Annotated in this window: 18 protein-coding genes; 8 read left to right on the top strand and 10 right to left on the bottom strand. The window is 44.6% G+C overall.

Features of this window, described 5'->3' with window-relative positions:
• Positions 1–864 precede the first annotated feature (864 nt).
• Positions 865–3258: an ABC transporter permease gene (locus tag WJR50_RS03535; protein WP_341291837.1), complete on the bottom strand. Its 2394-nt coding sequence runs from the start codon at positions 3256–3258 to the stop codon at positions 865–867.
• A gap of 274 nt (positions 3259–3532) precedes the next feature.
• Between WJR50_RS03535 and WJR50_RS03530 the strand changes: the two genes are divergently transcribed.
• The 7 genes from WJR50_RS03530 to WJR50_RS03500 all read left to right on the top strand — a co-directional run bounded on the left by WJR50_RS03530 (position 3533) and on the right by WJR50_RS03500 (position 9132).
• Positions 3533–3763: a DUF433 domain-containing protein gene (locus WJR50_RS03530; RefSeq protein ID WP_341291836.1), complete on the top strand. Its 231-nt coding sequence runs from the start codon at positions 3533–3535 to the stop codon at positions 3761–3763.
• Positions 3764–3840: 77 nt separating this feature from the next.
• On the top strand, positions 3841–4083 hold the full coding sequence (locus WJR50_RS03525) for a hypothetical protein (RefSeq protein WP_341291835.1): 243 nt from the start codon (positions 3841–3843) through the stop codon (positions 4081–4083).
• A gap of 6 nt (positions 4084–4089) precedes the next feature.
• Entirely contained in the window at positions 4090–5457 is a 1368-nt protein-coding gene (locus WJR50_RS03520; protein ID WP_341291834.1) for a sigma-54-dependent transcriptional regulator, read from the top strand.
• A gap of 147 nt (positions 5458–5604) precedes the next feature.
• The gene (locus WJR50_RS03515; protein ID WP_341291833.1) at positions 5605–6993 is read left to right on the top strand and encodes a sensor histidine kinase; all 1389 of its coding nucleotides are present in this window, start codon (positions 5605–5607) and stop codon (positions 6991–6993) included.
• Between the two features lie 12 nt (positions 6994–7005).
• The gene (locus tag WJR50_RS03510; RefSeq protein WP_341291832.1) at positions 7006–7899 is read left to right on the top strand and encodes a sugar phosphate isomerase/epimerase family protein; all 894 of its coding nucleotides are present in this window, start codon (positions 7006–7008) and stop codon (positions 7897–7899) included.
• A gap of 81 nt (positions 7900–7980) precedes the next feature.
• Positions 7981–8568, top strand: coding sequence for an HD domain-containing protein (locus WJR50_RS03505; RefSeq protein ID WP_341291831.1), 588 nt, complete (start codon positions 7981–7983; stop codon positions 8566–8568).
• Positions 8569–8739: 171 nt separating this feature from the next.
• On the top strand, positions 8740–9132 hold the full coding sequence (locus WJR50_RS03500; protein WP_341291830.1) for a hypothetical protein: 393 nt from the start codon (positions 8740–8742) through the stop codon (positions 9130–9132).
• Positions 9133–9185: 53 nt separating this feature from the next.
• Here the strand turns inward: WJR50_RS03500 and WJR50_RS03495 are convergent, their stop codons facing one another.
• Positions 9186–10538, bottom strand: a complete 1353-nt coding sequence (locus WJR50_RS03495) for a neutral/alkaline non-lysosomal ceramidase N-terminal domain-containing protein (RefSeq protein WP_341291829.1) — start codon at positions 10536–10538, stop codon at positions 9186–9188.
• A gap of 144 nt (positions 10539–10682) precedes the next feature.
• On the opposite strand from WJR50_RS03495, the gene WJR50_RS03490 reads away from it, so the two are divergent.
• On the top strand, positions 10683–11543 hold the full coding sequence (locus tag WJR50_RS03490; RefSeq protein WP_341291828.1) for an aldo/keto reductase: 861 nt from the start codon (positions 10683–10685) through the stop codon (positions 11541–11543).
• Positions 11544–11708: 165 nt separating this feature from the next.
• On the opposite strand, the gene WJR50_RS03485 is transcribed toward WJR50_RS03490, so the two are convergent.
• The 8 genes from WJR50_RS03485 to WJR50_RS03450 all read right to left on the bottom strand — a co-directional run bounded on the left by WJR50_RS03485 (position 11709) and on the right by WJR50_RS03450 (position 23563).
• Complete coding sequence (locus WJR50_RS03485) at positions 11709–13229, bottom strand: RagB/SusD family nutrient uptake outer membrane protein (RefSeq protein ID WP_341291827.1); 1521 nt, start codon at positions 13227–13229, stop codon at positions 11709–11711.
• A 36-nt stretch (positions 13230–13265) separates the two neighbouring features.
• On the bottom strand, positions 13266–16718 hold the full coding sequence (locus WJR50_RS03480) for a SusC/RagA family TonB-linked outer membrane protein (protein ID WP_341291826.1): 3453 nt from the start codon (positions 16716–16718) through the stop codon (positions 13266–13268).
• A gap of 30 nt (positions 16719–16748) precedes the next feature.
• On the bottom strand, positions 16749–17780 hold the full coding sequence (locus WJR50_RS03475; RefSeq protein ID WP_341291825.1) for a FecR family protein: 1032 nt from the start codon (positions 17778–17780) through the stop codon (positions 16749–16751).
• 134 nt (positions 17781–17914) lie between these two features.
• Positions 17915–18538, bottom strand: a complete 624-nt coding sequence (locus WJR50_RS03470; protein WP_341291824.1) for an RNA polymerase sigma factor — start codon at positions 18536–18538, stop codon at positions 17915–17917.
• A 266-nt stretch (positions 18539–18804) separates the two neighbouring features.
• Positions 18805–20076, bottom strand: a complete 1272-nt coding sequence (gene fucP / locus WJR50_RS03465) for an L-fucose:H+ symporter permease (protein ID WP_341291823.1) — start codon at positions 20074–20076, stop codon at positions 18805–18807.
• 166 nt (positions 20077–20242) lie between these two features.
• A complete protein-coding gene (locus WJR50_RS03460; protein WP_341291822.1) occupies positions 20243–21262 on the bottom strand; it encodes a zinc-binding alcohol dehydrogenase family protein in 1020 nt (339 codons plus the stop codon).
• A gap of 11 nt (positions 21263–21273) precedes the next feature.
• Positions 21274–22257 (bottom strand): aldo/keto reductase, encoded by a 984-nt coding sequence (locus WJR50_RS03455; protein WP_341291821.1) that lies wholly within the window; start codon positions 22255–22257, stop codon positions 21274–21276.
• A gap of 367 nt (positions 22258–22624) precedes the next feature.
• On the bottom strand, positions 22625–23563 hold the full coding sequence (locus tag WJR50_RS03450; protein ID WP_341291820.1) for a PKD-like domain-containing protein: 939 nt from the start codon (positions 23561–23563) through the stop codon (positions 22625–22627).
• Positions 23564–23573: the final 10 nt, after the last annotated feature.

The raw sequence follows: 23573 nt of genomic DNA, 5'->3' as shown, positions 1-23573 counted from the left end.
GCTACTTTGGCAAAACTGTCAAATTATCATCAACCGACTGGCGTAAATACCAAATAGAATTTTTAAACATGATCTTAAATATACGAAATCAACCAATAGTTGATTTATTTTTTAGCTAGAGCATAACTATTGTATAGCTACAATACATATCGCCACTATACCCATAATCTATTGAGCAATATAAGCATTCCTAATCAATTCCCTCAGCTACTTTGTGGCTTGTTAAGGCTTTACTCCTAGGGTGAGCAAGTGTTTCCCAACATCTGTGTATGATGAAAAAGGTTTGGAGGTAAATGTCCGTTTAATACCTTTACTTTCAGTAGATACCAAGGCTTATATAGGGTGTTTACGGATAAATTTTCCCGGAATTATATGCTTTGAGCGGCTTAAGTATGACCAATCCAATGTGTTTTACTTATCCGAAGCCAGAATAAGTGACACAATCATAGTGCGTGAAGTCTGATTCTCGAAAATAAGTGATGAATCCAATGTGCGCGCTATGCTATAACTGACATTCTGGCACAGATCACTGGTGAATCACCACTTATTCTGCAAAATAACTGACAGAACAAGCTGAATCCATGCCTTATATGTAAGATTTAGAGGCCGCGCAACATGCATATGCATGGTCTATGTAAGCATCAGCCATGGAATCACTGCGATGGGTGGGTTATTCTCCGGATTCTACGCTTGAATCTCTAGAATATGCTACTTATCCACCCTATCATAGCTGTGTATGATCCTGGCGCATAGATAACAAAGCATCATTTGCCTGATATATACTGTATCTATGGAACGTAATGAATCACGCTGTTACAGTCTGCAAGTTCTTTATCCTTTAACCTTCAACTTTTAACTTTAAACTCAGTCACTCCTCAACGCCTGTGCGGGGTTGGTGCGGGCGGCCTGTAGTGAGCGGTAGGTAATGGTGGTCAGGGCAATCAGTAGCGTGATCAGTATGCCTGCTACAAACAGCCCTACACCCAAATCAATTTTGTACTCAAAGTTTTGCAGCCACAACTGCATCACATAGTAAGCCAATGGCGCAGCGACGACAAAAGCAATCAGGATCAGTTTGACGAACTCCATAGAAAACAGCCTGACGATGCTGCTCACTGTGGCCCCCAGCACCTTGCGTATGCCCACTTCTTTGGTCTTTTGCTCTGCCATGAAGGTAATGAGTCCGTAAAGCCCCAGGCAACCGATGAAGATGACGACCAGCGAGGCAATCGTCAGGATGACCGACATATTGCGTTCGCCTTCATAAAACTCAGCAATGGCCTCATCTATAAAATTATAATCAAAAGTATACTCGGGATAGGCTGTTTTCCAGCGCGTTTCAATTTCAGCCAGGGTGTTGCTTATGTTATTGGTGTTGATCAACACATGTGCCTCCCGGAAATTGCTGGCATCTATCAAAACAGTAGGGTCAATTGTTCCTCTCAGTGATACGGTATGGAAATCTTTCATCACCCCTACGATGGGCAATGTCCTGCCCCAGATGTCTATCTGTCGTCCCAGCGCTTCTTCGGGAGAAGTAATCCCTACTTTGCTCAGAAACCTTTCGTTGACCACCAGCCGGGTGATGCTATCGGATTCAATGAGTCCGGTACCGGCCAGTAGCTGAAGCCCATACACATCTATATAGTTTTCATCTACATATTTTACCTGCGTATGGTAAGTAGTTTCATCACCATCAATACCAAAAGAAGTGACCGATACCGAGCCGGAAGAAGGACTGCTGTAGGCCAGACTGACATTTTCTACCGTATTGATACGTAGCAGCTCATTCTTTAAGGTCTTTTTGGCCTGGATATCCTCTCCCGGCAGGAACACGGATACTATACCTTTTTGGTTAAAACCCAGATCAGCCTGCCGTAGATAGCGGGTCTGGCTGATCAGCACCAGCGTACCGATGATGAAAGCCTGGGCAATGACAAACTGAAAGATCACCAACCCCCGGCGGAGGTTATAACCTTTCTGATGAGAAAATGACATGCCGGTCTTAAGCACTTTGCTGGGCTCAAAACGCGTCAGCACCCAGGAAGGATAGGCTCCCGAAAGCATGCTGACTACCAGCAGTAGGGCGAACAGGAAGATGAGCAATGAAACATCCTGTAGTAAGTCCAGTTGCAGGTCAAGCTCCAGGAAGTCGTTCATCCTGATCAGCAGGAGTTCTGCTGCCCCCAGGGCCACCAGTACGGATATGAATGTGATGATGACGGCTTCGCCCATAAAAATGCGCATGAGTTGGCTGCGACTACTGCCCAGGGCCTTGCGTACCCCTACTTCTTTGGCACGCTTGGTAGCGATGGCTGTAGCCAGGTTGACAAAATTAATGCAGGCAATCAGCACCATAAAAGCGGCTACGATGCTCATCGTATAAATGATAGGCTTAGGAATCGTATTGAAACTGTAGGCACTTCGCCTTTCGTCAAAATGTACTTCCTGAAGGGGTTGCAATGACAAGATCACCTCCATCCCTTCCATCGGATGATCATCATATTTGGTCAGAAAATCCGGCAGACGTTCATTGACTGAGGCGGGTGATTGTCCTTCGGCCAGCAACATAAACACCTGATTATCGCTATCAATGCTACCCCAGCCCCCCTCTTCCAGCATGGCGTCTTTTACCGTAGCATAAGAGATCAGCATATCAAAAGGCAGGTCGGTATTCTCCGGATGGTCTTCGGCGATGCCGGTAATTTTAAGTTCGGTTGCTTTATTGAGCGTGAGGGTTTGTCCGATAATCGCCTGTTCCTGCCAGTTATTGCCAAAATACTTCTCTGCCAAAGATTTGGACAGCACTACTTCATTAGGATTATCAAGCACGGCAGCGGGATTCCCCTGTATCAGGGGGCGATCAAATACTTCAAGAAAAGTAGGTTCAATATACACCAAACCTTCTTCTTCCTGAAAGTTTTTGACCTCATCACTACCAGCATTGATCGTAATCAGCCCCTGGCGGAAATAGGACATAAATACCACTTGTTCCAAGTCGGGAAAGTCAGTACGCAGCGCGTCCGGCAAAGGTACAGGTACGCCTCCGGTATAATCCGTATTTCCCTGATAGGTGGATTGGCTTACCAACCGGTAAATCCGGTCGGCTTTGCTATGGTAGGTATCAAAGCTTAGCCAGAAACGAATCAGCAGGAACAATACAATACTACAGGTAATACCCAGTGAAAGGCCCAGCACATTGATCAGGGTGTGGCTCTTATTTTTCCAGAGGTTGCGCAGAGAGGTTTTGTACATCATGCTTTTTAATGATGAATGATTAGTGAGGAATGAAAAAAGCGTTATTCATTAGTCATCATTCATTCCTCATTAGATAGATCAATTTCTTCACCAATCCTTATACTATCCTATAATTTACTGATTATCAGATTATTCATTCATCATCAATCATTTCTCATCAGAAAAAGTGTATCATTTTCGTGACAGTGTATTGTCCGCTGGCAGCACATAAATGTACGTCTGTTTTATATGGAAGCTTTTTATTAGCTTTAAGAAACATCTAAATAAGCAGGAAATGAAGGTGATCAACATTGATAAAGAAATTATGGGGGGTACCCCTGTCTTCAACGGTACAAGAGTTCCCATCAAATCACTATTTGATTATCTGGAGACTGGCGAAAATATAGAAGAGTTTTTGAATGATTTCCCTTCAGTGCAAAAGGAGCAGGTGCTAAGATTACTGGAGTTATCGCAAAAAATGATTACCAGCTCATCAGAAATTCTGAGTGAAAATATTGTGGAATGAAAATTTTACTGGATGAATGTGTAACATGAAAACTAAAATTTGCCTTGCCCCATAGTCAGGTGTTTACCGTAACTGAGATGGGTTGGAGTGGACTTAAAAATGGGAACCTTCTTACAAAAGCAGTATATAATCACTTTGATATTCTATTGACAATAGATAAAAACATGGTGCATCAGCAAAATATAAAACAGTTTCCTATTACAGTAGTGGTGTTTGACGTCAGCAGAAATAAGATTGAAGCGTATCAACCTTTATTGAAGGAGTTTTATAAAAAATCAGCCTCCTTTAAAAAAGGAAAAGTTTACAAAATAACAGCATAAGATTCATTGGAGAAGCAAGACAAGAAAATACTGATCATAGATGATGATATGGATGTGCTGGGGACAGCCCGCATGTTCCTCAAGCAGTTCTTCTCTCAGGTAGATACCGAGCAAAATCCTGCCAACATCAACAGCATTGTTTCGCGCGGTGATTATCATGTCATCCTGCTGGATATGAATTTTCGTCGGGGTGAGCATGACGGGCGGGAAGGATTGTACTGGCTGGAACGCATACGCACCATCGCTCCGCAAACCGCGGTAGTGCTCATTACGGCTTATGGGGATATAGAACTGGCGGTAGAAGCGATGAAGCAGGGTGCTACCGACTTTGTGCTCAAACCCTGGAAGAACAGCAAACTGCTGGATGCTATTCATAAAGCACTGGCTAATGGAGGTCAGGGCGCACCTATAAAAAACAAATCTGAATCTTTACAGGCACCACAAATGATCGGGCAGTCGCTACCGATCCAAAAGGTATATGAGATGATTGAGCGGGTAGCCGGAACCGATGCCAATGTCTTGATCTTAGGAGAGAATGGTACTGGCAAAGAAGTGGTCGCTCGTTCATTACACCTGAAGTCTGGCAGACGCAAAGGACCTTTCGTCAAAGTAGACATGGGGGCCATCACTGCCAGCCTGATGGAAAGTGAACTCTTCGGCCATCAGAAAGGCGCTTTTACCGATGCTTATCAGGACAAAGCGGGTAAGTTTGAACTGGCCAGTGGAGGCACGCTCTTTATGGATGAGATCGGCAACCTGGCTTTGTCTCAGCAGGCTAAATTGCTAAGTGTGCTACAAAACCGTAAAGTCAGCCGGGTGGGAAGTAATGAGGAAATTCCACTCAACATCCGCCTGATCTGCGCCACCAACATGCCTTTGTATGAGATGGTAGAGCGCAAAGATGATGATGGATTCCGGCAGGATTTACTCTACCGGATCAATACCGTAGAGATCGTGGTGCCTCCCTTGCGGGAGCGTAAAGACGACCTGCCCATGTTAGTAGAACACTTTCTGGATATCTATGGAGAAAAATACAATAAGCCCGGACGTCAGCTCAGCAAATCTGCTCTGAAGAAGCTGGAACATTATCACTGGCCGGGTAATGTGCGGGAACTACAGCATGCCGTAGAGCGGGCAGTCATCCTGAGCCAGGAAGACACTTTACAACCCGAAAATTTTTCGTTTAATGGAGGAGCTGTCAATATGCACCAGTATAAAACTGAGGAGGATGAATTGCTTACGCTGGATGAAAATGAGAAGCTGTTTATCCAAAAAGCACTGGAGCGTAATCAGGGCAATGTCACCCGCACTGCCAAAGAACTGGGTCTCACCCGTACTGCTCTGTATCGTAGGTTGGATAAGTATGGCTTGTAAAACAAATTTTTGTTTGTAATATGATCGGGCCAGAGGCCCTATTGGATAACGGTCACTGGCAGAATGCTAGCGACTGTCAGGAAAAACTCAGTCGCTTGTGTCTCGCAAGTGACTAATATCCGGAAGGGCCTCTGGCCCGATTAATTTATGAAATCATTCACCCTAAATACCACCCTCCGGGTAGCATTGCTACTGATCACCATGATCGGCTTTGCCTTTATCTTTGGTAGAGCCGATTTGTTCTTCAACCATATTATCCTGGGGGCTCTGCTCATCATACAGGTATACGAACTCATCCGCTATGTCAACCGTACCAATCGTGAACTGGCCAAGCTTTTACTTTCTATCCGCAATAGTGACTTTACCATCAGCTTCAGCAGTCAGAAAGGAGGCAGACAGTTTCGTGAACTGAATGATGCTTTCAGGGAGATCATTGAAGCTTATAAGCAGGTAAAGATAGAAAAGGAAGCACAGTTTGAATACCTCAAGCTGATTGTCAAACATATCAAGATCGGGATTATTTCTATCAAAGGAGATGAAGAGATTGCCCTGATTAACCAGCCTGCGCTGGACATGCTGCAAACTGGTAACTACCACTACTGGCGCAATCTAAGACTCAGCCATCCGCGCTTTGTGGAAGAGATAGAGCAGCTACGGGAAAATGAGAGCAAGCTGATTGAGATCACAGTCAAAGGAGAAAACAAACGGCTTTCGGTGCATGTCAGCTCTGCCATTCTGCTGAAACAACCTTATAAGATCATCACCTTTCAGGATATAGAAAAGGAGATCAGCCAGAGTGAGATTGATGCCTGGCACAAGCTAATCCGTATTCTTACCCATGAGATCATGAACTCCGTCACGCCTATCTCTTCCCTGACCGAAACCATGCTAATGTTGCTGGAGAATCCTGAAGGTCAGTTGAAAACACCCAGCCAGGTAGATGAAGATTTGCTGGAAGACCTGGCCTTTTCGCTGCGCACCATACAAAAGCGGAGTGATGGATTACTGGGCTTTGTGGAAGATTACCGCAAATTATCCAGAGTACCCCAGCCGCAAATAGAGGATTTTGCTTTAGAAGAACTTTTTGAAACCATCCACCGGCTGATGCGGGCCGAATTAAAAAAACACAATATTCAACTGCACACCGACATTCTTCCCGGTGACTTACATTTAAGCGCCGACCGTAAGCAGGTGGAACAAATACTGATTAATCTGCTCTCCAACAGCATACAGGCTGTGGAACATGTTGATCAGGCACAGATCAAGCTAAGCGCTTATGAAGAAAACGCCCAGATTATTCTGGAAGTAACTGACAATGGTACGGGCATAGAAGAAGATAAGCTGGACCAGATCTTTGTACCTTTCTTTTCTACCAAAGAAAAAGGCTCCGGTATTGGTCTGAGTCTCTCGCGCAATATCATGAATGTGCATGGCGGCACGATTAAAGTAAGTTCCTACAAAGGTGAGCGAACTACTTTCTCACTATTTTTTCCTGAAATGCCTGCGGCAATTCCGGCTACTTCTGATACCCTTTAACCACTTATGCTTATGTTGATCATCCTGATCCGACTTTCGTTTTTATTCCTGCTCATTTCACCCCTCTATGCACAGGAGCAGCTTGATAATCCTTTCTTTGTCTTCAACAATGGTGTAAAGGATGAAAAGTATGATAGTCCTGAAGATCAAGTCCAACTGCTGCTTGATAATGGCTACGATGGTATGGAAAAAGAAAGGCTGGATAACTTTGAGCTAGTATACAATGAACTTCAGGAAAATGACCTCAGGCTCTTTACCATTTACGTCAATGTGAATCTGGACAAGCCTAAGCAGCCTTATGATCCACGTTTAGAGGAAATATTTCAAAAAATTGAAGGTACAGGTGCTATGCCCTGGCTGTATGTCACGGGTAAACAGTACCCCCCTTCTTCTCCGGACTATGACGAGATTGCCATACCCATTTTACAGCAGATTGCCGACATGGCACAGCAGTACGATACCAAAGTGATGCTTTACCCTCATATGTACTATTGGGTTGAATCTATAGAAGATGCCATGCGGGTAGCCGCCAAAGTAAACCGTCCTAACCTGGGCTATACCTTTAACCTTTGTCATTTTCTGGCGCATAAAAACCGTGAGGGAATTGATCCGGTGCAGGCCTACCCTGCTTTGGCCAAACAAGCGATGCCAAAGCTTTTCGCGATCAGCCTTAACGGTGCGGACGTACAGGCTTCCGATCCTGATCATATCTGGAAATCCTACATCCAGCCTCTAGGTGAAGGTAATTTCGATACCTATCAGTTTCTCAAAACATTCATTGACTTGGGTTTTGATGGTCCTGTCGGCCTGCAATGCTATAACATTAAAGAAGACAAAGCTGTCCATCTCCGAAAGTCTATGCAAACCTGGAAAGAATATCAGCAAAGATTTGCTTCATCACAATAGCCTGATTGTTAACCAAGACTTAAAGAAGTAATAGGAAATGTTATTACCTAATTCCGTATTTTGCTGGTAAATCTCAACCTTATGCAAAACCAAAAAACTGTAGACCAAATCGTAGACGAAGTATTTGGCCTGTTTGATAAATATGGCCATGATGAATACGGAGAGTCTATTACCCAACTGGAACATGCGGTGCAAAGTGCTCAACTCGCTTCTAAAGAAGGATACGAGGACGAAGTTATCCTGGCAGCCCTCTTCCATGACATCGGGCACCTGGCTGCTAACGAACAGGAAAGCAAGACCTTCATGGGTAATTATGGCGCTATGAGTCACGATAAGATTGGAGGAGATTACCTTCGTCATCTGGGTTTTTCTGAACGTATGGCGCAACTGGTAGAAAATCATGTACAGGCCAAAAGGTACCTGACTTTTAAGGAAGCGGATTATTATGACAAGCTTTCCGAAGCCAGCAAACAAACACTGGAATACCAGGGAGGAAAAATGAATGCTGAGGAAGCTGCTGCTTTTGAGCAGGATGAGCTATTTAAATTAAGTTTGCGCATGCGTCATTGGGATGAAGAAGCCAAAGAAATTGGCATGCCCCCTCCTGATCTACAACCTTATCAGGATAAGTGCAGGCAATATTTGACACAAAATAATACACAAGTGTAGAGCTTTCGCGATCACAGTGTGTAATGTGTGGGGAAAAAGATTCCACACTTTTTGTTTCATAATCCCTCTATCTCCCTCTAAAAAAGCATTTTGGGCATTGTTAGAATGAGTGGTACGGTTTTTTCACTCTATGTAACAGATAATTTTAGAAAAGGAGGATTTATGAAATTCATGCAATTTTTTTTCTTGGTGAGTGTGGTGAGCATCGTCAGCTTTATGCTGGCAGAAGATAAAATCACAACCTCAGATTTTTACCAGAATTATCTGCATAATGATTCAAAGGTAGTAGAAGAAGCACCAGAAGAGTTTAGGCCTATTAAAGCATCTGAACTACCTTCTGTAGTGATGGAAAGCTTTGCAAATAGTCCTTTTGGAAAGCATACTATTTCCCAAGTTTACCTTATTCCTGCAAAGGGAGCTTCTGACCTGATATCGCAGATTGTCAACTATTCATTTCACGATTCCTCTGAAGAAACTTATTTATTATCGTTGAAAGACAAAAAAATCAACACTCAACTTCGCTTCAGCAAAAGTGGAAAACTGATTAAGGTTATTTCAGCATAGTAAGGATTTTACCAAAACCAAACCTGCGGACTTTTGTCCGCTTTTTTTATGCCTTATTCTGAATCTTCTGCCAATATCTGAACAAAGCTATTCATCACTTCTGTCATATAACTTCCGGTATAGGGGCCAAACCAGTTTAATTCTCTGGCCTCGCGATGGTTTTCATCATAATATTCGTCAGGAATCACATAACCGATATAGCTTCCATTAAAGCTCGTAATGATCAACTGTTTATCATCAGCCCTTAATTGCTCATATAGCATACCCGAATAATCGGCGGGTGTTCCTACCATAATTATATCTCCTAACTTAATCCCACTGATCTGCGGGCTAAGCTCTCCCAGTACCGCATTGAAAAGCCAGGCACGCACTCTTAAGCCACCACTAAGTTTGAGTTGAGGCTGTCCCAGATGAAAAGGGATATCAGCATAAAGCAGTTGCTCGGTGAAATCAGTCTCTATATTATCCCAATTTTTAGAAATGGGCTGGGCCATTTCCTGAGCATAAGCATACATTTTTTCATAGGTAAACTCTCCTTCCCGGACGGGGCTGTGGCTTCCTACTGCTCCCGCAGCATAGGCAGCAAAATCTACAGCAGTATCCCGCTCCAGTATCTCTACCAAAGCTGATGGATAATCAGCCGACAAATCCATACGTTTGCTATTAAGAAAAGTAGCATGAGCGGCATAAGTACAAACCAAAGCGGTATTACCGCCCTCCTGCTCCAATTTGATTACCCTCAGATAGGGATCAGTACCCCCTCCCCTCACCAAACGATTACGCACCAACGCGGGAGCAGCAAACGCTTCATAACCTACTTTTACAGGCTTACGACTTCGGTAAGCTTCCTGTAGGGCATCCAGCGTTTGTTTTACAATTAAGTTTACCAATTCCGGATTATATCCCCCGGCAGTTAGCTTCCCGCCAAAACCTCTGGCCCACTCACCGAAGCCATTATGGGTATGCACTGCAGTGAAATACAGATTTTGCACAGGAAGTTGTGCCGTATCCACTGCATAGCGTATGGCATTAGCCAGGTCTGGATGTACGATCATCAGTTCATAAGTAAGCCAGGCAACGGACTCCTGCTGATTGGAAAATACTACTGCCCGCACGTGCAGCGAATCATGTACTCTTTCGTAATCCCCTTTCCAGCCATAGCCCATCAGGCTGACCGGCTCCTGAGGAGTAATATTTTTTATGCTCCAGCCAGCCTGAACGGTATCTCCGGGGGTTGCTTCTGTAACTGACAATACATTCTCCAGACTATCCAGTGCCTTTAGTGTGGCTTTATAGTAAGCTTGCTCCTGATAGGGTGAGTCATCAATTGGGCCAATACTTATCACCAATATTGCCCCTAAGATAATTAAGAAGATCAGCAGGACGCGGACAACTTTCTTCAGCACTTTCAATCTATTCAGCCGGATTTAAGTAATTCTCAAAGCTAATAGAAATATTACTTTTTCATAACCCTACGATTTGGATGGTGTTGTAATAGGTAAGCATTTTTTTTTGATCAGAACGATTTTTTACACCTGATAAAAATAATTATGGAAACTAACACCAAAATAAACGCCGCCGCTGCTGGTACTTTCACGCTGGGCGACATTAGCATTAACCGATTAGGCTATGGGGCCATGCGCATTACCGGAGAAGGTATATGGGGACCACCCAAAGACAAGGCTGAAGCCATTCGTGTGCTCAAAACTACCCAGGACTTAGGCATTAACTTCATAGATACTGCTGACAGTTACGGTCCTTATGTATCAGAAGAGCTGATCGCTGAGGCTTTACATCCCTATCCCGAAGGGCTATTGATCGCCACTAAAGGAGGGTTGGAACGTACTGGTCCTGGAGAGTGGCCGGTTAATGGGCGTCCTGAGCACCTGGAAGAAGCATTAAAAGGCAGCCTGAAACGCCTGAAGGTTGATCGCATTGACCTTTACCAACTGCACAGATTTGACGAAAAAGTGCCTACGGATGAGTTTTTGAGCAAGCTGAAAGAATTGCAGGAACAGGGGTATATTCGTCATCTGGGCCTGTCAGAGGTAAGTGTAGAGCAAATTAAACAGGCTCAGGAATATTTTGAGGTAGTGAGTGTTCAGAATAAGTTTAGCCTGACAGATCGTAAGTGGCAGTATGAAGTAGCATGGACAAAAGAACAAGGCATGGGCTTTATTCCCTGGTATCCTCTGGATTCGGGTGCGCTGGACAATGAAAGTTTACAATCTATTGCCAAAAAGCATGATGCTTCAATGTACCAGATTGCCCTGGCATGGTTGCTGGCTCACAGCGACAATATTCTGCCCATCCCCGGCACCAGTTCGGTTGAGCACCTAAAGGACAATACCGGAGCGGCTCATATTAAGCTGGATGAGGATGATATGAAGCAGTTGAATGATTTGGCTTAAAACCAATGATAAACTAGTATAAAAGTAAAGAGGCTTGATGGAAATCATCAAGCCTCTTTTTTATTAAACTAGCTATCATACTAATTTCAAACCATCGCCGCACATTTGAAGACTTCCAAATCACTACCTATCACTCTCTCAATAAATCTTCAATCTGTAATCGAATTAGTACCCAGGATTTTGCGGCAGAAGGTTGGGGTTCCTGTCCAGTTCGTCCTGAGGCAGAGGCAAAAGATAATGCTTAGTAGGATCAAAGTTATCGTGTGGCTCAAGTGCATTAGGTCCGGTGAATACTTCTTCACCCAACTGCCTACGTTTGATATCATACCAGCGCTTAAACTCAAATGCCAGTTCCCACCTTCTCTCCTCTAATACCAGGTCCCGGAATGCATCAGTTGAGATTCCTGCCTGTACATCTGCTGGAAAATTAGTAGTAATTCCTGACCAGTTACGTGCCCGCTCACGGATCTGATTTACATAGCCCAATGCTTCAGGAGTTGGGCCACTGATCTCATTCAAAGCCTCAGCAGCAATCAGAAGCACTTCCGCATAGCGAAAGACAACATAGTTATGATCAGAGTAACGGGTTTCAGTATTAGCGTTACCAGGGAAGCGAGCAAACTTAGCAATATGTGGTCTTTGTACCTGCTGATACTCAGTATAGGGGGTAAGCACACCTTCTACCAGGGTAGTGTCTTCCAGACTCACCTGCTTGCGGTAATCCTCTTCGCTCCATCTTTCATACACTTCCATAGAAGGGACACTCACACTCCAGCCATTCTGATCTGCCCCTCTGATGCCGGTAATTGGCCCGAGAAGGTCATCATTTTCACCACCACCACTGGATTGTAAGCCCAGAAAATCTATGGCAAAGATATGCTCAGCGATACCATCCTGCTCAGTAGCTATAAAGAGCGTCTGATAATCAGGTACCAGGGCATAGTCAAGTTCTCCGGCATTGTCAATCACCCATTTGGCATGATCGTAAGCCTGCTGCCAGTTTTCCATAGTTAGGTATACTGAAGCAAGCATGGTGTAAGCAGTACCTTTGGAAGGTCTGGTCCGTACATTATCCGGATGCTGCATAGGTAAGTTCGCTATACCAAATTCCAGGTCAGCGATAATATTAGCGTACACATCTGCTGCCGGGGTTTTTTCAATAGTCTTTACTGCTTCAGGATCATTTACAAAATAGTCTATATAAGGAATGTCACCAAACAGACGTACCAGGTGATAATAGGCGAAAGCTCTCACAAAGCGCGCTTCAGCGATCAAGGCATTTCTTCTTTCTTCACTAATTGCGCCTTCACCCAGCAGTTCTGCTCCGGCGATAGATGCATTGGCTGCACTGATTATTTCGTAAGAGCGTGGCCAGAATGAGGTAATCATTCCGTTGTTAGATTCCGTTCTGAAATCATTGATTTCCTGCCTTCTGGCCGGAGTACCCCGGTCCCCTATATCGCACATATCGCTCAGGAGTTGTAGCGTGAGGCTCAGCTTACGTCCATAGTAAGGCTCAGAAGCCATACGTCCATAAGCCCCAAAAATAGAAGCTTCCACATCTCCGGGGGTTCTAAAGAAACTTTCGGGGGCCAGTACTCCTACCGGCTCTTCTTCAAGATCTGTACAACTAGCAAATACTCCTACTAGTAAAAGGACTGTGAATTTATTGATAATATTTTTCATTGTTTTTCGCTTTTTGGGTTTAAACCATGCCATTGTCTAAAAACCAATGTGTAAGCCCACAGTATAAGATTTGGCATTAGGATAACTTCCGTAGTCAAGCCCCAGGTTACGGTTTGAATTTGTATTACCTCCACTCTGGTAGTTCACTTCAGGATCAAAGCCTTTGTAGTTGGTGATGGTAAGCAGATTCTGCGCACTTACATAAACTCTCAAGGCACGCAAACCAATACTCTCCATGGTTGTCGCCGGTAAAGTATAGCCTAAGGCCAGGTTTTTCAGGCGAACATAAGAGCCATCCTCAATCCAGCGGGTTGAAGGACGGGCCGGGCGACTAAAAGAAGCTTTGGGTACATTGGTATCTGTATTCTCAGGAGTCCAGCGGTCCAGTGCATCAGTGGTCGCATTGTTTTTACCGGTCAGCCAGTCCAACTCAAATCGTGTATAGTTCATGATTTCATTACCCTGAGAGCCTTGAATGAACATATTCAGGTCAAAATTTCTCCAGCGGAAGGTATTATTCCATCCGTAGATAAAGTCAGGGTGAGGATTACCGATGAGGGTACGATCTTCATTGGTAAGTACCCCATCACCATCAAGATCAGCATACTTTTCTCCTCCTACACCTTCTGCACCTTCCAACACTTCATCCTCTGATTGGGCTACGCCTTCATACACCCATCCGAAGAAAGTACCTACCGGCTCACCTTCTCTCAGTATCTGCGTTTCGTCAGTAAGTATGTGTCCGGGATTGGAAGCGTAGAAAATATCATTCCCCTCAGGCAGTGTTAGTACCTTATTACGGTTAAGGGAAAGGTTTAGTCCCATCTCCCACTTAAATTCTCCTACCAGGTTTCTAGAGTTTAAGGTAAATTCAAAACCTTTGTTCTCTACTTCACCAATATTCTGCAACTGAGAGCTATACCCTGAATATTCTGGTAAAGGTACACTAAACAAAAGGTCAGAAGTAACCATGCGATAATAATCGGCTATTAGGTTTATCCTGTCATTGAAGAAGCCCACATCCACTCCGATATCCAACTGTGCTGTACTTTCCCAACTTAGGTTGTCATTGGCTACATCGGTAGGTCTTACCGCATTGGCAGGTTGGCCGTTCACTACGGCAAACACAGTTCCGAACTGAGCTAGCGATTGATAAGGGCCAATCCCCTGGTTACCGGTGATACCGTAACTGGCACGTAGCTTCAACTGGCTAAGCATATCTACATCCTGCAGGAAGCCTTCTTCGCTCATATTCCAGGCAAATGCACCTGAAGGGAAGAAAGCCCATTTGTTATTTCTGGCGAAACGGCTGGAGCCATCATAACGAGCGTTGAAGGTAAGCAGGTACTTGCTGTCAAAACCGTAATTAATACGTCCATAATAAGAAGACAATTCTGACTCAATTAAGCCGGAGCCAGGCTGTTGCCATACCGATGAACCATCCAGATCCCACCATAGGCCGGCATTGGTAATGAAAGATTGTCCGCGGGCACTCCATGACTCATCTCTGAACGACTGGTATGAGTAACCTGCCATTACTGTCAGCTCATGCACCCCATCAAAGGTTTTGTTATACGTCAGGTAGTTTTCATTGATCAGGTCAGTATCTTTTCCGGAATTAATGGTTCCATCACCGCCGACACTTCTACCCGCATTCAGCAGGGTGGAGATATAAGTACCTTCTCTCATGTTATCAAGGCTTCCGCCCAGCGTAGTTCTGAACGTCAGGTTTTCAAAAATCTGATACTCTCCAAATATATTGGCCTGAAGGCGGTCAGATACCTGCTCATTAGACCTCTCTCTGGCTATGGCTACCGGATTATCAAAAGGGTCTCCGATCTGGCTGATGGTATAGTCTCCATCGGCATCATAAATACCCTGGGTAGGTTCAAATCTGAACGCTGAAGAAATTACCCCTGCCCCATTGGTACCACCACTACCTTCCTGAGAAAGGATACCTTCGCGACTACTACGGCGGGCGAAGAGGTTAAGACCAATTTTTAACTTATCTGTGGCGTCTATGTCAAGATTACTCGTGATAGAGTAACGAGAAAAATCAGAATTGATGATGATTCCTTTCTGATCATATACTACACCGGATACATAATAACGTACATTTTCATTACCTCCTGATACCGATAGCTGATAGTTTTGAATAGCTCCCTGCTGGAAGATTTCATCCTGCCAGTCGGTTCCTTCTCCAAACTGTGCCGGATTAGCAAAGGTAGGGTCTCTATCTGCTGAAGCGTCTACTTCGTTAATGTATCGGGCAAACTGCTCTCCATTAAGCAGATCAAGGCGGTTGATTTCGTTTTGTAGCGACCAGGAAGTGTTCAGGTCTATCTTCGTTTGTCCGGCTTCTCCTTTTTTGGTCGTAATCATAATTACACCATTGGCACCACGCGAACCATAAATGGCAGTAGCTGATGCATCTTTGAGTACCTCCATAGATGCAATATCTTCAGGAGGAGGTATGGCCGCTCCCGGAAAACCATCTACCACATAAAGCGGGTCACTGGAAGAGTTGATAGAGGTACCTCCTCTGATCCTCACTTTGTATGCTGCTCCCGGCTCACCATTATTGGCCTGCACCTGCACACCTGCCGCACGACCCTGCAAAGCTTGCTCAGCACCTATCGCAGGATAGGCTGTAAGTTCCTCTGAGCTTACGGAAGCCACAGAACCGGTCAGGTCGCTTTTTTTCACCGTACCATACCCTACTACTACTACTTCAGACAGTGACTGAATATCGGGTGATAATGCCAGGTCAATGGTACTTCTGTTGTTAATTTGAACCTCCTCGGTCTCATACCCGATAGAAGAGAAAACCAGGGTAGTCACTTCATCGGCTACGGTAAGTCGGTAATTACCATCCATATCCGATACAGTACCGGTAGAAGTACCTTTGGCCAGAATATTTACTCCGGGTAAACCTTCTCCTGTTTCCAGGTCAGTTACTTTACCACTAATACTCTGTTCATACTGTTGAATAAGAATACGCCCCATTTCCTGGCTCTTAACCTTGTTCAGGACCAGTTGGTGATCTGCCTCAGGTACCGCTAAGCTTTGGGGAAGTAGTTTCTGAGGCTGCGCCTCAGTTTGAGGGACGATGATGAAGTTGTCTCCTTCAAACTCCTTAAAATTAAGGTTATAATCGTTCAACACCTCACGCATCTTAGCAGATAACTTCTCCTTTTGCGTTTGAAGCAGGTCATCTGCTTTCTTTCGGTTTACAAATTTGTTATCCAGCACATTCGACTCATAGTTGACTGATATGCTGAATTTCTTTTCCAGCAGATTACATAGCTCGTACAAGGCTACCTGCTTTTCATCCTGTGTATATACAGGGCGTGCAGTAGGCTGATTTGCTGTCTGTATACTGGCGGTCATGTTTTGTGCCAGTGCCGGACTACATACTAACGCTATTCCCACTAAGCAAAAAACGCTTATTCGGAAATAGATTTTTAGATTGAGTACATCCTTGTTCATGTGAAAAAATTTAGATTGTATCTATATGATTTAGTGACCCATTCGGATCGTATTGCCTTCTTGCCGGACCGGCACCTGATAGATTGCACTAAGCATTTGCAGCAGTGCCGACATATCATCTTTGGGTGGAGAACCGCTAAACTTCCTTTCTTTGAGCGAAGCTTCCGTGATCTCCACTTCCAGTCCGTAATATTCAGTAATGGATTTTGCTACTTCCTCTAATGGGGTATCCCGGAAAGACCAGCGCTTCTCCGTCCAGGTGGTAAACTCCTCTACTTTCACTCTGCTGATGGCAATTTTCTGGTCTGCCAGCAGTCGGGCATGTTCACCGGCTTGCATTACCACTTCTTCGGCTGTCTCTACTGCGCTAAGTAGCTTTACTTTTCCTTCTCTCAGCGTGACTTCAGTCTGCCCTTTTCTGTTCCGCACATTAAACTCCGTGCCCAGTACTTCTACTTTCAGCTTGGTAGCGTGTACTACAAATTTTCTATTCTTCGCTGAATCATTTTCATCTATGACTTCCTGCTTACTCACCCTGAAAAGTGCCTCACCTTCCAGCCAGACCTCACGATCTTCCTGCTTCTCCCAATCTCTGGGATAGCGGAGCGATGAATTGGCGTTGAGGGTAACTTCAGACTTGTCGGGAAGAATGATAGATTTGGTTTCACCGTAAGCGGTAGTTACAGTAGCATAAGAACCCTGAAATACGTTTAGCAGAAAGTAAGTGAAGACAGTGAGGACCGCAATAGCAGCAGCATAACGCAGGTACACTGGAAAAAAGCTGTGCGAAACAGGCGATCTCGCCAGCTGCACTTCACTATCACCGATGGAAGTAGCGATACGTTCTTGAAGTACGTTTTTTTCTGTGTTGGTAAGTAAAGCTTTATGGAACGAAATAGAAAGAAGAATACTTCGTGCCTCCTCTACTGTTTCCTGCCGCCTGATATCTTTCTCCATCCAGGCTTGCCAGTACTCATCCAACGCTGGTGAAGGATACCTGACCCATTCAATGAACGAGTCATTGGAGAGGAGTTGCTCCAGTAAATGGTTATCCAAATTCATTAGTAGTTTTGGTTGTTGTATTAGTATCTGTTATTAAGAGACATACCAATAGCAAACCTTCCCTACCAAAAGGAAAAAATTTTTAACTTTTACAAAAAATTCACTGATTTGAAATAAAAAGCATAAGAGTAATATTAAAAAATGCTTCTTATTAGATGAAATAAAAACAATAGAGAAAGAACAGCTTTTTCGTGCAGCAAAATTTTAAGAGATTTCAGCGCTTTGGACATCAGTTTATAGAGCGACTCAACGCTTATTCCCATAATTCCTGAAATTTCTTCATAGCTGAAATTATCGTAATATTTCAGGAAGACTACTTCTCTTTGGCGGGCCGACAACTGTTTGACAGCATTTTTCAGACGAGCGGATTTCTGAGAACTCTCCTGCTGAAAGATGAGCGAGTTTTCATGAGAGTCTGTTGAGAAAAGTTCAAACATGGATTCGTCACAAAAAGACTCCAGATTCCTTTTTTTCAGGGTACGCAGCATTTTTCTCCGCAAGGAAGCATAGAGATAAAACTGTATGGACTGCACCTTACCCAGATGACTTCTCTTTTCCCAAAGATTAACAAAAAGATCGTGCAGGCAATCCTGAACAAGTTCGCGGTCGGCATGTATTTTATATCCGTAGTTGAACAACTCATCTACATACTCCTGATAGATCCGGAAGTAGGCATCCTTACTTCCTTTACAAAACTCCTCCCACAAAAGATCAGATTGATGAATAGTCTTCAAATATGTATTTCGCTGTTCAGACATTGCCACTCCCTTATTCCACTTTTCCCAATAATACTCGCATTAATTTTCATTTTATCAAAATGCATGCATTATTAATCCCTAAAAATAGATAAAATCAACTAGTATAATTCATTCTATCAACTCTCTATTTACTTAGTGTATACTTCTTCATGGATACTTTTTTAAGAACCGAAACCGCATGCACTTTGCCTAACAGCTTAGCATTCTGGATATTTGACATCAATGACTGCCTGGGATATTGCCTAAATTTAAGGTAAAGAGTAATATTAGCCACTGTACCGGGTTTCCTGCCTAGCTCTTCTTCTGGCCAGTCTCCCGTATACAGCCACTACCAAAAAGCAGAAAAGTGGCACCAGATATGCGAGATGAATGCTACCCGTCATGTCTGAGACCTGCCCCTGGATGGAGGTAATGACTGCCCCTCCCAGAATAGCCATAATCAGGCCGGAGCCACCCAATTTGGTATCATCGCCCAATCCTCTTACTGCCAGACCGTAAATGGTGGGAAACATCAACGACATGCAGCCGGAGATACCTACCAGTGCATACACGCCCACATAACCGCTTCCTACCACTACCAGGAAGGTGCAGATTACTGCCAGAATAGAAAGCAGCGCCAGAAGGTTACCGGGTTTGATCACTTTCATCAGCGCTGTGCAGATAAAACGGCTAATGGTGAATAGTATCAAGGCTGCCAGGTAGTAGGAAGCTGCCTCATCTTCATCAACCTGCAACTCCAACATGACATAGCGTATGGTATAAGACCATACACCAATCTGTGCTCCCACATAAAAAAACTGGGCAATCACCCCCCACACATAATTTGGATTTTTGATCAGACGTTTAAACGTTGGGCCCAGATTCAGACTTTCATCCGCATCGGAAGCCTTGGGCATTTTTACAATAGCGATGGTCAGCCAAAGCACTAATAAAAGTACAGCGACCCCCACATAAGGCCCCATCACGGCCGTCAGCTCTTCAGCCTGTATGTCCTTCAGTTGTTCAGGAGTCATGCTGGCCCTTACTTCAGCACTGGCAGCGTTGAGCTTAGAAAGAATAAACACTTTACTTAGTAATACTCCAATGATAGAACCGATAGGATTGAAAGACTGCGCCAGGTTGAGCCTACGCGTGCCTGTTTCTTCCGGCCCCATGGCGATAATGTAGGGGTTGGAAGAGGTTTCCAGAATAGACAGGCCTCCCGCCAGAATAAAAAGAGCAGCCAGAAAATGTCCATAAACCATCGTCTGGCTTGCCGGATAAAATAATAAAGAGCCGGCGATGAACATCCCTAAACCCAATAAGACTCCTGTCTTATAAGTAAACTTTTTGATCAGAATCGCTGCGGGTAGTGCAAGACAAAAGTAAGAACCATAAAAGGCAATCTGAATCCAGCTGGTCTGGAAATCCGACATGCTCATGATCTTCTTGAAGGCTGCCAACAGAGTATCAGTCATATTATTGGCCAGTCCCCACATCAGAAACAAGCTGGTAATCAAAATAAAAGGAAGCAGGGGAGTTTTAGAGGGATTGCTCATTCGGTTGTTGTATTAACTAAAATATTCTTTCCAATTTAAGATTTATATGCATTATGCCAGCATAATCAAAATGCAAATAGACAAAATTATCGTAACATCGCTACATCAATCTTTACAGATGCTTGACTTCATCTTTCTTTCCTACATTATTGCCGTCAGTCTAAAATTATAGCGAAACCACTGCTTTGATCACTCCGGATTCAGGCTTTAGCCATAAGTCAAACTGTGCTATCATATCCTCAAAACTACTGCGGTGTGTGATCCAGGCATCGGTATTGATACTACCCTCTTCCATCATGTGGATGATCTGCCGGAAATCTGAAGGCAGCGCATTGCGACTTGCCATGAGCGTCAGCTCTTTTTTGTGAAAATAGGGATCATGAAAAGAAAAGTCTCCCTGAAAGAGACCGATAAACACGATTTTCCCCGCAGGAGCCGCATATTCTAAAGCCTTGCTCATGGAATGTGGATTGCCGGTAGCATCCAGTACTACGGTAGGCAAATCACCATCAAACTGCGCTCTCAGTTGCTCAAGCGTGTCTTCTTTTCCAGCCAGCACCGTTCCGGCAATATCTGCCGCAGTCCGGGCGAAAGCCAGACGCTCTTCATTCACATCCATCACAACGGTTTTGGCTCCTGTTGCCGTAGCAAAGAGTACCGTACCCAAACCAATAGGGCCTGAGCCTACCACCAGCACATAGTCGTCGGCAGTAATACCGGCCCGGTTGACGGCATGACAGCCAATGCCCAGGGGCTCTACTACCGCCAGTTGCTCATAGCTGAGCTTATCAGATTTGTGCAGATATTGTGCAGGAACTTTCAGATACTCCCGCATGCCACCGTCCTGATGTACGCCCAGTACCGAAAGATTTTCGCCGCAGTTGGTGAAGCCCCGCTTAACCGCCTGATCCTGCGTGCTGTTAAGGTAAGGTTCAACTGAACATCGGTCACCTATTTTTACATGATGAACTTTCTTTCCCACTTCTATTACTTCCACCCCCAGCTCATGCCCCAGAATGCGGGGATAGCTAAAAAAAGGCTGCCTCCCACGGAAGGCATGATAATCTGTACCGCAGATACCGATACGGTGTACTTTTAGCAAAGCTTCTTCCGCCTGAAGGCTTTTCTCCAAATTCGTTTCAGTGTAGTTAAATTTTCCGGGCTCTTCCAGTATAATCGTTTTCATACTTTATTTTCCTATAAGTTTCTTGTGTTGAGAATAGTCTGACTTATTAGCTCAAATAGTTCTTTGGATAATGCTCCCTGCTGCCAGTCGTGTAGGGTAGCCTGAATCTGCGCAAGTTTGCTGGCCCCTATCACTACGCTGTGGGCTTCCTGCATGGAAAAGAGATAGCGCTGAGCCAGCGAGGCTAGAGGCATGCCCTGCGCTCTGGCCAGAATGTTTATCCTTTTTGCCACCTCCACATCTTTATCACTTATCCATTGGGTGTGGGGAGGATGCTCAGCATACCGCTCAAAAAGATCACCCAGCAAGCCCATATGCAAGGCAGAAGCAGCGTACAAAGCGATATTGTGCGCCTGATAATGAGGGATATCTTTTTCCAAAGCCGACAGATTGCAGGCATCCAGTCTGAGAAAGCTGGACACTACCTGAAAATGATCGCTGGTGATAAATGGGAAAAAGGCATCCGGTGGATTGCCGCCTACCCCCAGCATTCTGGTATAGCCTTCTGCTTTAAAGGATTGAACCGTATCCAGAATCTCATTGATCTTATCCAGAGGGACCAGATGAGGCTCATGCAGAAACAAAAGGTCTAGCTGCTCTACGCCCAACCTGTCCAGGCTACGCATCAGGCTCTGGCGCATGCTTTCAGGAGAGTAATCCACATAACACTCATCGGCTTTATCAGCAGGCAAACGGCCCACTTTGGTGCTGATGAAAGGCTGCTCTCCTCTCCACCTTTGCAGGGCTTTTCCCACAAATTCCTCGCTTCTGCTGTAAGAAGGGGAAGTATCCAGGCTACGCACACCCCGCTCAAAAGCATACAGCAGACAATCTATGCTTTCTTCCTCATCTACTTTTCCCCATACGCCTCCCAGACCGGAGGTACCGTATACCAAACGGCTTCCTTTCTCGAGGCCAACTGACCTCTGCCGATGGATGTCAGGCTGGTAGGTAGGGAATCGCTTATGCGCTTTGGTTAGATCTGATGCAGACATGTGCTTGGCTGATTCTAAATTCAGGGCTTAAGTTATTCATTTTGTATCAATTTGAAAGGGGCGGTGCAATGTTGCACCCGTTCCTCTTTGCCATGATCGACGATAGGGTAAGGCTTTTTAACTGATCAGATAATACTCAGCCAAGCTAAATCATTTGTAGAAAAGTAACTGAAGACAATCGGTACTTCATTACGCTAGTATTTGTTGCTCGGCATAATGCCTTATGGTCTTCGCTCATTGAAGATAAAGCATAAAAAAAGGTGTAGCCATCAACTACACCCAAATCAATAAATTCTAATGAAAGAAACCGCACTTAGCGGGTCTTGAATCTCACATCACTGCGGCTTCCTTTTATCAATATTGTAATTTAATCGTTCTTGATCTGAAGAATGATCGGTTCCACCGCCTCGGTCGGATTGCCTACCAGATCGGCTGGAAGGTTATTGACCGATACTGTAGCCAACTCATTGGCACCACCTTCCGGCTCAAACACGTACGTCCAGGTGATACCGTCCTGGGTAATCATATTTGCATCGGTAACATAGGCAGCATCGCTAGTGACACCATTGATAGATACCTGTACAGTATCAGAGGTACTGAGCGCTTCACTAAAAACGGCTGAAATTGTCACCGACATGTCATCGCTGACCGGCGTTTGTGAGGCCGTTAGTTCACCGGTGGCTGAGGTGTTGTCTACTCTGTATGCATCAAAAATCATGACGGTATCCATCGTTACAGAACCGTAGAATTCAGTGGATACAGCCTGCGTTACGCTGATTTGATCAACGCCATCTCCGCTACCGGCAGTATAAGCCAACCGGAAAGTACGGTCATCTACCTTTTCTACTGCACCGATGGTACTCCCTGCCAATCCTTCTACCTCTACCAGACTGACTTCGGGAGCGCTGGCAATATCCTGGTCAAAAGTAATCAGTACGTTGGCAGTTTCGCCTTCAGACAATGCTACTTCCTCCTCATCCAGGGCTACGCTGGCTTCCGGAACTGAAGTGATCACTTCTACTGTCTTGGTACCATTAATTCCACGGGCAGCTACACTGATTTCACCGCCTCCTGCTGCGGTAAAGGTAACCGATATTATATTCGGAGTGGATCCTCCTGAGGTAATAGTAGCCCCTTCGGGTACCATCCAACTATAAGTTTCATTTTCATAAAGATCAGTAGTGTAGGTAGCGGTATCGCCAGGTGATACTTCCTCCGGACCCAGTATGGCTAGTTCAGTAGGTTCAAAAACCGTTACTTCGTCATCTTCACAAGAAGATATAAGTAATACTACTAGGCATAGCATACTTAAAGTT

Origin of the sequence: Catalinimonas locisalis (assembly GCF_038039535.1) — a bacterium.
Classification (GTDB): Bacteria; Bacteroidota; Bacteroidia; order Cytophagales; family Cyclobacteriaceae; genus Catalinimonas.
This window is presented reverse-complemented; position numbering and strand designations above follow the sequence as displayed.